General features: G+C 60.9%; 11 protein-coding genes. 7 read left to right on the top strand and 4 right to left on the bottom strand.

The genetic code is table 11. The features are described from left to right. Positions 1-139 precede the first annotated feature (139 nt). The 3 genes from ruvB to Q0D41_RS04225 form a co-directional block, all read right to left on the bottom strand. On the bottom strand, positions 140-1,207 hold the full coding sequence (ruvB, locus tag Q0D41_RS04215; RefSeq protein WP_294375855.1) for a Holliday junction branch migration DNA helicase RuvB: 1,068 nt from the start codon (positions 1,205-1,207) through the stop codon (positions 140-142). A 39-nt stretch (positions 1,208-1,246) separates the two neighbouring features. Then, on the bottom strand, positions 1,247-1,843 hold the full coding sequence (ruvA, locus tag Q0D41_RS04220; protein ID WP_294375662.1) for a Holliday junction branch migration protein RuvA: 597 nt from the start codon (positions 1,841-1,843) through the stop codon (positions 1,247-1,249). A 189-nt stretch (positions 1,844-2,032) separates the two neighbouring features. Then, the gene (locus Q0D41_RS04225) at positions 2,033-2,512 is read right to left on the bottom strand and encodes a hypothetical protein (RefSeq protein WP_294375665.1); all 480 of its coding nucleotides are present in this window, start codon (positions 2,510-2,512) and stop codon (positions 2,033-2,035) included. A 397-nt stretch (positions 2,513-2,909) separates the two neighbouring features. Between Q0D41_RS04225 and Q0D41_RS04230 the strand changes: the two genes are divergently transcribed. Next, positions 2,910-4,301 (top strand): MFS transporter, encoded by a 1,392-nt coding sequence (locus Q0D41_RS04230; RefSeq protein WP_294375668.1) that lies wholly within the window; start codon positions 2,910-2,912, stop codon positions 4,299-4,301. 43 nt (positions 4,302-4,344) lie between these two features. Here Q0D41_RS04230 and Q0D41_RS04235 read toward each other — a convergent pair whose 3' ends face one another. Next, positions 4,345-5,265 (bottom strand): metallophosphoesterase, encoded by a 921-nt coding sequence (locus Q0D41_RS04235; RefSeq protein WP_294375670.1) that lies wholly within the window; start codon positions 5,263-5,265, stop codon positions 4,345-4,347. Between the two features lie 1,532 nt (positions 5,266-6,797). Here Q0D41_RS04235 and Q0D41_RS04240 point away from each other — a divergent pair. The 6 genes from Q0D41_RS04240 to Q0D41_RS04265 all read left to right on the top strand — a co-directional run bounded on the left by Q0D41_RS04240 (position 6,798) and on the right by Q0D41_RS04265 (position 12,702). Then, positions 6,798-7,520, top strand: coding sequence for a hypothetical protein (locus Q0D41_RS04240; protein ID WP_294375672.1), 723 nt, complete (start codon positions 6,798-6,800; stop codon positions 7,518-7,520). 3 nt (positions 7,521-7,523) lie between these two features. Next, a complete protein-coding gene (locus tag Q0D41_RS04245) occupies positions 7,524-7,958 on the top strand; it encodes a hypothetical protein (RefSeq protein ID WP_294375678.1) in 435 nt (144 codons plus the stop codon). Between the two features lie 3 nt (positions 7,959-7,961). Then, positions 7,962-8,942: a hypothetical protein gene (locus Q0D41_RS04250; protein WP_294375680.1), complete on the top strand. Its 981-nt coding sequence runs from the start codon at positions 7,962-7,964 to the stop codon at positions 8,940-8,942. Between the two features lie 15 nt (positions 8,943-8,957). Next, entirely contained in the window at positions 8,958-10,205 is a 1,248-nt protein-coding gene (locus Q0D41_RS04255) for an OmpA family protein (RefSeq protein ID WP_294375683.1), read from the top strand. 49 nt (positions 10,206-10,254) lie between these two features. Continuing rightward, positions 10,255-11,997 (top strand): protein kinase, encoded by a 1,743-nt coding sequence (locus Q0D41_RS04260; RefSeq protein WP_294375687.1) that lies wholly within the window; start codon positions 10,255-10,257, stop codon positions 11,995-11,997. 369 nt (positions 11,998-12,366) lie between these two features. Then, on the top strand, positions 12,367-12,702 hold the full coding sequence (locus Q0D41_RS04265; protein WP_294375690.1) for a hypothetical protein: 336 nt from the start codon (positions 12,367-12,369) through the stop codon (positions 12,700-12,702). Positions 12,703-12,736 lie beyond the last annotated feature (34 nt).

Raw genomic sequence — 12,736 nt, forward strand, 5'->3', positions numbered from 1 at the left:
ATCTCGCGCTCGCTGACCCTTAGTTCTTGACCAAGCTCATCCCCGCCACGCTTTCGCACAGCATCGGCCACTTTCGCCGTTCGGCAGAACGGCGAAACAGCATGCTCGCTGGCTTTTAGCGCATACCCAGGCTCATTCGCTATTCCGCTCCGGGCATCTTCAGCCCCAGGTGATCAAACGCTCTCGCCGTTGCTTGGCGGCCCTTGGGCGTGCGCATAATGAGCCCTTGCTGAATAAGGAATGGCTCATACACGTCTTCCACCGTGCCCGGATCTTCCGAAAGCGCCGATGCAAGCGTGGTAAGACCTACAGGACGCCCCGCAAATGAATCGCACAGAAGCTCAAGGATTTTATTGTCAAGGCCATCGAGCCCAAGCGAGTCGACCTCGAAAAAGCTCAGCGCTGCCGCTGCGGTATCTTCGTCGATATCGCCGTTGCCGCGCACCTGCGCCCAGTCGCGCACGCGCTTGAGCAGGCGGTTCGCCAAACGCGGCGTACCGCGGCTGCGGCGCGCGATTTCAATGGCGCCTTCTCCGTCGACCGCCACATCCAAAATGCCCGCCGAGCGCTTCACGATATCGGCCAGCTCTTCGGGGGTGTAATAATCCAGGCGAAACACGATGCCGAAGCGGTCTCGCAAAGGCCCGGTAAGCAAGCCTGTGCGCGTGGTTGCGCCGATGAGCGTGAAGTGCGGCAGGTCGAGGCGAATACTGCGCGCAGCCGGCCCCTTGCCCACCACAATATCGAGCACGCAATCTTCCAACGCGGGATAAAGCACTTCTTCCACCTGACGATTCAGGCGATGAATCTCATCGATGAACAGTACGTCGCCCTCTTCGAGATTCGTCAAAATAGCCGCCAAATCGCCCGGACGCGCGATGGCCGGGCCGCTCGTGGTGCGAATATTCGCGCCCAGCTCATTGGCGACAACCGTGGCGAGCGTGGTTTTGCCCAAGCCCGGAGGGCCGCTGAACAGCACGTGGTCCATGCATTCACCGCGCTGCTTGGCCGCCTGAATAAGAATAGACAGACTGTCTTTCACGCGCGTTTGGCCCAGATAATCGTCCAGGTATTTCGGGCGAAGCGAGCGATCAAGCGCCAAATCGTCTTCGGTGAGGTCGCTCGAGACCACACGCTCGCGCGGCGTTTGCTGCGCGAAGCCCGCGCCGCCCGCCGCCGAGCCGCCCGAAGACGCCTCGAACACCATGCCCTCTATTTGAATGCCTTCAGCCACGAATTACTTCCTTTACCCCACCGAGCCAAGTCGCTTCAAAGCATACTGCAACAGCGCGCCCTCGGTATTCAGTTCCTCGGGAGCGCCCTTCAGCGCCAAATCGGCCTCGGCCAGCGTGAAGCCCATGGCAAGCAGGCCGTCGCGCGCGCCCTGCAAGCGCTCGGTTGCCGCTGCCGTCGCGGCGCTGAACAGGTCTTGTTCGCCCGCCTGCGCCAAATTGCCTTTCAATTCCAGAATAAGGCGCTGCGCAGTTTTCTTGCCCACGCCCGGAATGGTCGACACGGCCTTCACATCTTCCGACTGAATGGCAGAAATAAGCTCGGCCGGCTTGAATGTGGAAAGCGCCGCAAGGGCCGCCTTCGGGCCAATGCCCGACACGCCAATAAGGCGCAGGAACAACGTGTGCTCTTCCTGAGACAAAAAACCATACAGCGTCATGGCGTCTTCGCGCACGGCAAGATGCGTGAACAGCGCCACGTCGGCGCCCGCCTCGGGAAGTTTCACAATGTCGGTCGCGGGCATGTACACGGCGAAGCCGACGCCGTTCACGTCGACGAAGGCCACATCGACGCTTCGGCCGGCCATCGTGCCTTTCAGGAATGCAATCATCGGCAACCTCTCACAAGCGACAAGCGGCGAAAACCGCGCGTGCCACGAATCAATCTACAAACGTCTGTTCGCAAATATACCATAGCGGCACAAACAAAAACGCGCAGCCGCCGCTCTTTTTGCGACAACTGCACGTTTTGCCCTTAAGACGAAAAGCGTCGACGGGGAAAGGGCGCACGAAGTTTCTTCCTATTGCACGGCGCGGGCCTCGCCATCGACGCCGAGCTGAGCATCAAGGCGCTCGCCCTTGTCTTCAACCACGACCGATTCAACGCTCGAGGCGTCACCGCCAGCCACGCGATACTCGGTAAGGCACAAATCCATGGTCTCCATGTCGCTTGCCGGTTTCTTCAAACGCACGACCAGCGTGGCGCCTTCCTGAGTTATGGCCTCGATTTCCTTTCCCGGAATCGAGCCGCCCGAAAGCTGCAGCTGGATCCACTCGCCTTGCGGCTTCCAGCCATTGCCCGGCATGGCGACAATCGCGCCACCGGAAACCTCCATGCACAACACGGGCAAGTCGGCGTCTTCTTCCCACGTCCACGCGGAGTCGCTCGCGTCCTGCTTTGTGCAGCCAAGCATCGTCGCGGCCACAGGACCGCACGCCGCCGCGGCAACGACGCCGCACGCCACCGCCACGAATGCACGCCTCGTCATATGCTTCGCCATTGCCGCCTCCCTTTCGCCCGATTTTCGCTGAGCTGTTCGTTGCTCGCATTGTCCCATACGAGCGCCTTGTGCGTCGAGAAACGAAGCGGGAACGCATAGGACAGGCAAGAAGCGAAAAACAGGAGTAAACAGGCCCGAAAAAGAGCTTCCACACCCGTGGCAATCGCAAATTAGCACCGTAACCATCAATAAGATGCCTGATGAAAAGCACGCCATTTTTGCCCAAGAAATTCACGGGCGAAACGAGAGAAGCCTCGAGCCGGACGGCGTTTCGCACCCCACGCGTCGCATTCCCCCTGCACCTTGCACCCTTCACATTAAGCTCTCGTGCAGAAACCACGAACCCGATTTCCCAGTGCTACCATAGAGGGGTTTGAACGCTTCACGGGGGACCTTCATGCGCGGAAATATCGAATCGAACACGCAAAGCGGCGTTGGCGCCATTTTCGCCATATATCTTTTGGGCCTTTTGCTCGGCGGACTATACGTGGGCATGATTTCACCCGTACGTCTCGTGATCCAGCAAGATTTCGGCCTAGGCGACACCGCGGGCATTTGGATGGTGAACATCTACACGCTGTTCTACGCCGCATGTATCCCCGTTATCGGCAAGCTCGCCGACATCCGCGGCCGCAAGCCGGTCTTCATCGGTTGCTTGCTCGTGTTCATGGCAGGCTCGCTTATTTGCGGCCTGTCGCAAATGTTTGATAGCTTCCCCGTCCTGCTCGCCGGCCGCTTGGTACAAGCCGTTGGCGCCTGCGGCATTATTCCCGTAGCGAACGCCGAAATAGGGGCGACGCTCCCTCAAGAAAAGAAAGGCATGGCGCTCGGCATAGCCGCCGCCGTTGCTGGCATCGCAAACGTTATCGGTGCCGCCGTGGGCAGCCTGGTCGTGGCCATCGTAGGAAACGATCACTGGTCGGCGCTGTTCTTCTTCGCCATTCCCGTATGCTTGGCGCTCATTGTCGCGAGCCTGCGCGTTCTTCCGAACCACAACGTCGAAGACTCGACGCCACTCGATATCCCCGGCTCAATACTGCTCGTCGTCACGGTGCTGCTGTTCCTGTTCGCAGTTCAACACATCGATGTGCGGCACGTCGGCCAATCGCTCGCATCTGCAGAAGTACTTGCTCCCGCCTTGGGCTTCGTCGCGTCACTCGCCGCATTCGTGCTGGCGGAGCGTCGCGCAAAAAGCCCCGTGTTCCATTTGGAATACCTCGGCAATAGGCCTATCGTCATCACCATGGTGGTGAGTTTCTTTGTGGGCTGCGTCATTATCACCATGACGATTATCCCCGAAGTCGCCGAGTTCATCATGAGCGCGCCGGTCGGCTCGGGCGGCTTGTATATTTTGCCCGTAGGCATCGTGAGCATGTTCGGCCCGCCGATTGGCGGCAAGCTTATCGATAAATTCGGTTCTAAACCCGTTATGATGGGCGGCCTCTCCGTGGCGGCCGCGGGCTTTTTATTCCTCGCGTTTGTAAGCCTGAACAGCGCAAACGCAATTCTGCTCATCGTCAGCTTGTCTATTATGGGCCTGGGTATGGGTTTTGCGATGGGCGCACCCACCAACTACATGGTGCTCGAAAACACGAGCCCCACAGAAAGCGGAGCCGCAATCGCAACCATTGCGCTGGTTCGTCAAGTGGGCACCACCGTGGCACCAGCGCTGCTGCTCGGTTTTGTTTCTGCCACGCCGGGCGCACAGGGCTTCTTCCACATGCTGCTGTGCGCGGCGGCGTTCTGCATTATTTCCCTCGTGTGCATGGCGTTTTACCGCAAGAAATAAGGAGGAAGCCACCGGCGCCGGGACCAGCCCAAAACGTCGCCGGCTAGCGTGCTTCCCAATATCGCTTGCACGCTTCGGCGAATGTGCCCTCGCCAGGAAATGGCACTGCGTACGCTTCAAGCGTTTCGGCGGCATCACCTGCCCCATTCGACACGCCCAGGCTGCGCAGTTCGCCGGGAGCGCCCGGGTCACACGAGCCGCACAACCCGGTTGACCCATCCATTGCACCCGGCTCGCCAACAAGCAACATCGACCCATCGCCGATGGGCGCACCATAGCTCATGAGTGACATAGTATCGCATGCCCACAGGGGGTCGCGACCTGCCGCCATCCAACCGCCAGCATAGTTCTCCACGCGCTCGACCGGCGAATGACCCACAATTTGCGGCACGCCGGGCAATGCATCGTCGAGCATATCGCGCAAGTCGGCCCACAAAGGCCCCGGCAGCGACCAGCCCCCACGCGATGGCGGACAGCTGTCCAAATCGCCCCAATGCGACGAATCGGCGAGCATCTCATTCAAGCGCTGGGCAATCGATACCGCATCAGCAGGCACGTCGGCCAAAAACCGCTTCGCCCACACTCCCGTCACACCCGCATGCGAGCACAAATACGGCCCAACTGCACAGGCGACCTTTGCCTGCAGGGCATCTTCCAGAATCGTTCGCAGATTGCGCATGATGGACATAATCGAGCCCGGGCCACGCTTGCCGCGCACGTAGCAAAAATCGTGGTTGCCCAGCAGCACGTCGACTCGCATGCCGCGCCCGCGATGCTCGCGAACCCATTTCGCATAAAACTCCATAGCGTTTAGCTCATCGGCTTCGTTCGCGCCCCAGTCATCGCACGCGTCGCCCAAAAATACGACACGCCCAATTTCCGCATCACCAGCCAGCATCTCGTCAATGCGGGGCAGCACAAATTGCTGCTTCAAATGCAAATCGCCCACAACCAGCGTTTTCATGAGCCCACCTCGTATTCCAAGCGCAATTCGCGCGCCCACGTCAGCAGAACCTCGAATTCAAAAAGCATCGGCAACAACGAGCCCGGCCGTACTCTACGCAATTTCGGCCATAGCGTGTCCAACGAGGCAATGCCCATGCAAATAGCAGGACCCGGCAATCGCGCGAATCCCCTGCACATTGTTTTGTCAACATGCCTGTGCCCATTCAGAACGACCATTCGAAACCGCCCTGCTACACAGGCGGCTGCGCAAGCGATTGAGCCCGCCAGGCTTTTATTCTTATCTGAAAGACACGACCCAATTTCACGTGTCGGCAACATCAAGCCTCGTGTGGGCATGAGTATACTCCTTGCGAGCATACAAATAACGATTCCACGAGCGCATCGCCGCCGATTATCGAGCATCCTTAAAACCCTTTCGAGGAGGCGCGAATCACCGGGATATTTTAGCTATCAAACGAACGACCTTCCCCACTTGGCACATGGGGTCCGGACTCACATCGTCGCCACCCAGCAGAAAACAACGCAGAAGAAACGCCCAGCAAAGAAACCAAAACCGGCAGAAAATGCCACGATGGGGCCTCCCTGCAGAGAAATCGTTCCGAATTGTCAGAAAACGCCGCAAGGGGGCCTCTTTTTAGGCTCCCCATAACGAGCAATCCGATACTGCGACCGCAAAACCGCAGGTCGCAAATATCTTCAACGCCGAATTCCCCATTTCGTCCGAACAACATGCCTGCAATGAGGCCCCCTTGTGGCATTTCCTGGCAGAAACGACCCAACAAGACGCAACGCAAGGTTTGAACGGGAGGTCGACAATCTGTTTACCAGGCCACAGACGGCACGCGCATCATTTCACCCGCCAGACCGCAACCGCATCCGACCCGCGCACCAAATCGCAAGCGGCACGAGCTACGTTTCCGCGCACCCAAGCCCTAAGCATCTCGACCGCGAGGCCGCGCCAGCACAGCCAGCATTTCGAACACCAGGCATTTCCCACATCGCCCACCAGGCCGCAAGCGGCACGCCGACGCCACGCCCGCCAAGCCGCTAGCCTCATACCCAACTCCATGTCCACCAAACCTCCAATGCCACTCCCACCAGGCCTTTCGCATTTTCCAGAAAAAGCAGCCGCACTTTTCCATGTAGAGGGCAAGACGCGCGAACGGCGGCGCGTCCGAAACGCATCCCCCGCCGGAAAAGGAGCCCGCCATGGTCGAGCAAGCATTTGAATGCAGCAACTGCTACGAAGTTTTCAATAAGGAGCACACCACCGAGGTGCTGTGGACCCAATGCCCCCACTGCGGAGGCAGAGCCTATCCGTACTAGGCCGCCCCACCTGCCCCACGCCGCCTCGCCGGAATAGAGCGCGAAGCACGGCCCCGCGACAACGCAACCGTGCTTTACCCGCCGGCCAAGGCGGCGTCAGTTTTCCAGAAAAACCAACCGCCGTTTTCCATGTAGAAGGCGAACCGCGAAAGCGAAACGCGAAAGCGGCCCACCCAACAAGCACCCGCCGGAAAGGAGCGCGCCATGGGCAAAGTCAAAAAGCCAACGTCGATCACGACAATCAAGGAGTGCGAAGAGGCTCTGGAGTGGATCGACCTCGAGCTCGACAAGCTCGACCGCAACATACGCATCACGAGCAAGGCGATCTTCTCGCCGAAGAAGTGGACCACCGCCATTAGCGGCATCCTGTGGTCGAAGCAGGTCAAGCAGAAAACCTCCGACCACGTTTGCAACTCGCCCTTCCTCTCGAAGCTCGAAGGCTCCGCGCGCAGCGACCAGAGCCTCCAGGAAATCCAGCTGAGCCGCGTCATGAACACCGCGAAAGAGGTGCAGGCCGTGTGCCAGGAGACATGCAGCCGCCTCAGCGGCGCGGCCAACGAAGCCCGAGCCGCCGTCGACCAGCCCGTCCACGTGGACGACCGCAACATCTCGGCACTGCCCGAAGCCGATCGCGAGGCCATCAAGCAGCACGACAAGGCCGTTCAGGTGGCCAAGCGCGAAGCGGCCGCGCGCCAGGTCGAAAGCCAGCTTTCCGCCTGGACCGCCATGCAGACGCGCGCGAACCGCATGGTGAACCGCACGTCGGAAGCGCTCGAAGCGCGCCACGCCTTCACCGCCTGCAACTACGAAGTGCTCAGCGACACGCACCTCAAATGGGCCGCGCGCCGCGGAAACGTGCAGCCGCCCTACAACCTGGTCGGCGTGCTGGGCACGCGCAACGTCGACGTCATCGAGAAGGAGGGCTAGGAAATGAACCTGTTCCGCAAGAAGATCACCCTGCCTGAAGGCCCCGCCCGCATGTCGGTTTCGCCTTCCGCATCGAAGAAGGAAATCGGCAACCCGGCCGCGAGCATCGGCCTCGTGATTCCCGAAGCGCCCAACTACGACGAGGAACGCGGCCGCCAGCTGGCGCGCTCCGACAGCTACGCGACGTTCTTCAAAACAGGCGTGGGCCTGTTCTACCACGAAACCGCCTGCACGGCCGAAAAGCACCTCGCGGAAATCGAGGAGGCGCTCACCCGCTACACCGAAACGATGGAATCCACCTACCGCGCAGCCGTTCGCAGCCAGATCATCCAGGCCGAGCAGCGCCTGGAGCGCATCACCCCGAAGCGCGCGGCCCACCAGGCACGCCAGACCAGCCAGCCGCGCGCACCGCGCGCAACCCTCGAGACGAAGGAGTAGGCCATGAACAAAGTCACGAGCACCGCGCTGCTTCTTATGTTGGCGCTGGCCAACGCAGGCCTCGACTATTCAGCCGTGTGCGTATTCCTCGACGTCGACCCGTTCGGCACCTTCAGCCCGAACAACTTCTTCGCCGGACTCGTAGCCGTCGCCCAAAGCCTCTTGCTCATCATTCTGCCTTGGGTCGCGTCGGAGAAAATCGCCGCCGGCGAAAAGGGCCCCGCCGCATGCGCGATCATCGGATCGCTTTTCGTGGCCATGGCCGGCGCCTTCCTGCGTGCGACCACCGAAGCGGCTTCGACCACGACGAGCGTCTCGGGCGAGGTCGTTTCCGGCCTCTCGATCGACAGCATGGCGTTTGTCCTGATCATGGCAGGCATCGCGCTTGGCGAGGCCATCGCGGCCTTCCTCATTAAGAGCCTCGACATTCGCGCAGAAGCCGAGGCCCTGCAGGCGGAAATCGAGCGCATGCGCATCATCGAAAACCACATCGACGAAGACATCGCCACCGCCGCCCGCGTCGCGCTCGCCGCCGGACGCCAGAGCATCGCCGCGGCGAAGGGCTCGTGCGAGCAGGTATTCCAGCAACTCGTCGCGAAATCGGACGACAGCCACAACTGCTTCATCGGCTTCGTGGACGAAATCGAGGCCCAGCGCAAGACGGAACGCGAGCAATTCGCCACGCTTTCCGCGGAATTCGACGCACGCATCGCAAAGAAATACCCCAACGCGATTGCCGCCGAGCAGAATGCCCCCACAGCCGAAGCCGCAGCGACGAATGAGGCAGCGGCCAACAGCCTTGACACGGGCGGCAACGCGGCGGCCGACGTTGACGCTGCAGCCGCCAACCCGACCGGCACCGCTGCCGACGCCGAAACCGCAGTCGACGCCAGCGAGACCGTAGGCGACCCGACCGCAGGCGCCGCCCCCAACGACATCGTAGACACTGAAAACTCCGCCTCTGACCAGGCAAAAGCAGCGTAAAGGAGACCGATTGCCATGAGCTTCAAGAACAACACCGCCCTTCGCACGGCAACCATCGCAGCATCGTTTCTGCTCACGCTTCTCATCGCGGCATTCGCCACGGGTTGCGCGGCCGAGGGTTCCAGCGGCGCGCAAAGCGCCGCGCCCGGAAGCTACGCCATCGACCCCGCAGCGGTCGATTCATCCACCATTACCGAGCCGGTGAGCTGCATGGTCGTGACTTCCGCTAGCCAGAACAGCGCGTTCCGCATTCCCACAACGTGCCTCGCCTACCCAAAGGCGGCCATTGAGCAGGGCAATTACGCGGGTTACCTCACCTGCGACGCAAATTCGACCCCGCACGGGAAAACCTTCGCCACCACGAAGAACTCGCAGGCCGGCCAAGAAAAAGAAATCGATTCATTCCTCGCCGACTACTTCACGAGCGTGTGCGGCGCCCGCGCCCAAACCGGCGAGATCGATACCCTTTCCGCCCTCAACAACGCCGCCAACGAGCTGCGCGCCCACGACAACGGCTCGAAAATGGTGATCAACGTGATTAGCTCGGGTCTGAACCCCACGGGGCTTTTGGCCGGATCGAGCGACCTTCTGAACGCCGATGCGAACGACATCGCGAACCAGCTGGCAAGCATGGGCGCTCTCGCGAATTTCTCGGGCATCGAAGTGCACTTCTACGGCCTCGGCCAGGCGAGCGGCGAGCAGGTGATCCCAAGCTCCATCGCGACAAAGCTCCAAAGCCTCTATCCCACTCTCGTTGAAGCGACCGGCGGCGTGGCGGTTGTCGAGCCCGACGTGCTCACGCGCCTTGGCTGCGACGCCGACCTGTCAACCGTTTCGACCATCGATTTCGAACAGGATTCGCTCAGCTTCCCCCACCTTGAGCGCGGCCAGAGCGCCCAGGTTGTTCTGAATGAAACGGTGCTCGCCTTCGTGGGTGACTCCGCCGAATTCATCGACCCCGCCCAGGCCAAAACGACGCTCGCCGAACTCGCAGGCACCATTACGAGCAACAGCGGCGCCACCGTGATCGTCGAAGGTTACACCGCCACCTCCCCCGCATTCTCGCGCAGCGACCTGGTCGACTTGAGCCAGCGCCGCGCGGAAGCCGTGCGCGACGCCCTAATCGCAGCGGGCGTCAACCCCGGCTCTATCGAGGCGATTGGCCGCGGCGATGAAGGCGCAACCTCCATGAACACCGGAACGTTCGACGAAACAGCAGCTAAGAGCGACCGCCGCGTGGTGATTACGCTATCCTTAGCGTAATCACAAAGCCGCATCGCACGCAAAGGTCTGAGCGCGAAAGGAGGTCGGCATGAGCCAAGAACTTCTCACGGGAACGGGGTCGTCGACCTCGACAGCGATGCCGGAAGCCGTGGCGGCAACCCCGCCATCGACAACACTTATGTTGGCAGATGCATCAGCGCCTACGCTGGCGGATTCGGCCGCCATGCCGGCACCAAGCACCCCTTTCTCGCGCGAGCTGCTTTTCACCCCCGCCACACCCGAGCGCAGCGACATTCGCCAAACACCGCAAAATCTCGCATTCGAGGAAGTGGCGAGCCGCGGCGGACAAGCGACCATTTTCAAAGCGCACACTCCCAGCGGCACGCCCGTCGCAGTAAAGGTGTTCGAGAATAGCGAAGAGTGCCTGCTCGAGTGGCGTTCGTTGAAGAAGTTTTCGAACTTCCGCGTGCTTCCCAATGCCCTCGCGCATGGCACCGTGTGCATGCCGCACGCAGTCGGCGCCCAAGAAAAAAGCTGTATCGTCGAGGAGTGGCTCGATGGCGACACCCTTGCGAAGCACCTTCGCCGCACGGGAAGAGGCATGACGGTCGAGGAGATGCTTTCGACCATGTCGCCCGTCATCGCCTTCCTCGCCACGGCGGAAACGGAACTTCGCGTAGGCGTGATCCACCACGACGTGAAGCCCAGCAACATCTTGCTCGATTCAACGGGATGCGTGCGCCTCATCGACTTCGGCATCGCGCAAACCTCGCGCGACCAGGCTCGACTCGCCTGGGGGACGCAGGGCTTCTCGTCTCCAGAAAGCTGCTTTCCTTCAAGTGGCGAAACTGACCTGCGCAAAGGCAGCGACGCGTATTCTCTCGCGGCAACGATGCTCGCGCTGCTCGCAGGCGAAAACAAGCCGCCCGCGTATGGCGTGGTCGCCCAGAATAGCGACGGCAGCCTTCGATACGACCCTGCTTGGACCGACGAGCGCGAACGCTTCGCGCACGAACGCTCGATCACGCCGTTTCCCGCGTTTATCGAATACGCACGAGAAAAAGGCATCTACCTCGAGGAAGCTGCGCTCAACGATTTCACGCACGACGCCGAGACGCTCGATTTCTTGAAGAAAGACATCGCCGAAACCCTGCGCTCGACATATGGCACCGAAGAATCCGCCGCTGCCGTCGAGAAGGCGGCACGCGCCGCAGTCGACGCGTTCGATGCGAAGCTTCGCGCGACGCTCGGAGCATGCCTGGCCGTCAACGCCGCCCAGCGTCCGACTACGACGCAGCTGAAGAATGCCCTACCGCGCGACAAGGCATCGTATCGCCACGAGCTTCACCTGCTTGGCCTGAACGCGGCCCTTGGCGGCGGACGAATTTTGGCGCAAGACGCGCCTTCGTTCGAGGCGGGCACGCTCGCGCAAGCGCTTGACGAGTTCAACTCGGGACACTATGCGCAGGCAGTAGGCGTGTTCGAGCGGCTCGCACGCCAAGGCTGCGTGAGCGCCCTGTACTACCTCGCCATTTGCGCCCGCGACAACCTCGGGGGAACTTCGATCAAGTATTCAGAAGCCGACGTCATGCTGTTTATGGGCGAGGCGGCGGCGAAGGGAGCCGTGGTGGCGCAGTTCTTCCTGGGATGTGCTCTGTATTCAGGATCATACATCGCGCAGGGCGCGGTTCACCACGTCGAGGAGAATCGCGAGCTCGGGCTTTCCTATATTAGAAAGTCGGCCGCGCATGACGAGGCGCACCAAAAGGAAGGCTTCCCACCCGCGAAAGCGTGGCTTAGGGAAAACGGCTTCGCGGAACACGCAGAGTAGGGCCGCACATGGGCTAAGGCAGAATCACGCACAACGAGCGGGGATTGGAGAACACGCTGCGCGTTGAAGTCGCCCGAAGCGATCGGGAGAATTGGCGCGCACGGCGCCAACGCGGGCTGAAACCTGTTAAATGCTCGTAGCGTTTAACAGGTTGCCGCAAGGTCGAAGGGCGAAACTGCGCGGCGAGTCGCCCGGAAATGGCCGACGAGCACGACCGACGCCAACGCAGCGCCGCCCAACCGCGATGCAGGCATTGCCCAACTACAAGCGGGCACAGCTCTGCCGCGATGCAAACACGGCCCGGCCGCTACGACCGCGCACATAATCGCAGGTCAAACAACTTCAGCAACGAAAGCACAGGAAGCAACTATGGAATACGCCACCAATACGCCTTATGAAGGCAATGCCACCGCATGCTCCCGCTGCATCATTTTCTACACCTGCTCCGTCGCGACGCGCATCGATGCCGACCAGGTGTGCAAGTGCCCACGCACGATTGGCGGGCTTGCCGTGCATCCCGACGAAAGCAACCACGGCCGCTGGATCGCGACCAACACAAGCGAGCGCCCGCTTTATGTGCAGCAACCGAGCTTCTCAACCACGAACGTGCTCGAACTGCGCCCCGGTTTAAGCTGCGCTCTTGTCGAGGGAAGCCGCATCACATCTTCGCAGCATTCGGGCTGGGTGAACGTTTCAGTTCGCTAGACTGAATGCCCCATGCACGCGCACGGCCAAACGC

The sequence above is a fragment of the uncultured Slackia sp. genome, assembly GCF_934630525.1.
In the GTDB taxonomy this organism is placed as follows: Bacteria; Actinomycetota; Coriobacteriia; order Coriobacteriales; family Eggerthellaceae; genus Slackia.

Coding starts and splice junctions, on each gene's coding strand:
- ruvB (WP_294375855.1), bottom strand. CDS start 1,207: ATGGTGTTCGAGGCGTCTTCGGGCGGCTCGGCGGCGGGCGGCGCGGGC.
- ruvA (WP_294375662.1), bottom strand. CDS start 1,843: ATGATTGCATTCCTGAAAGGCACGATGGCCGGCCGAAGCGTCGATGTG.
- Q0D41_RS04225 (WP_294375665.1), bottom strand. CDS start 2,512: ATGGCGAAGCATATGACGAGGCGTGCATTCGTGGCGGTGGCGTGCGGC.
- Q0D41_RS04230 (WP_294375668.1), top strand. CDS start 2,910: ATGCGCGGAAATATCGAATCGAACACGCAAAGCGGCGTTGGCGCCATT.
- Q0D41_RS04235 (WP_294375670.1), bottom strand. CDS start 5,265: ATGAAAACGCTGGTTGTGGGCGATTTGCATTTGAAGCAGCAATTTGTG.
- Q0D41_RS04240 (WP_294375672.1), top strand. CDS start 6,798: ATGGGCAAAGTCAAAAAGCCAACGTCGATCACGACAATCAAGGAGTGC.
- Q0D41_RS04245 (WP_294375678.1), top strand. CDS start 7,524: ATGAACCTGTTCCGCAAGAAGATCACCCTGCCTGAAGGCCCCGCCCGC.
- Q0D41_RS04250 (WP_294375680.1), top strand. CDS start 7,962: ATGAACAAAGTCACGAGCACCGCGCTGCTTCTTATGTTGGCGCTGGCC.
- Q0D41_RS04255 (WP_294375683.1), top strand. CDS start 8,958: ATGAGCTTCAAGAACAACACCGCCCTTCGCACGGCAACCATCGCAGCA.
- Q0D41_RS04260 (WP_294375687.1), top strand. CDS start 10,255: ATGAGCCAAGAACTTCTCACGGGAACGGGGTCGTCGACCTCGACAGCG.
- Q0D41_RS04265 (WP_294375690.1), top strand. CDS start 12,367: ATGGAATACGCCACCAATACGCCTTATGAAGGCAATGCCACCGCATGC.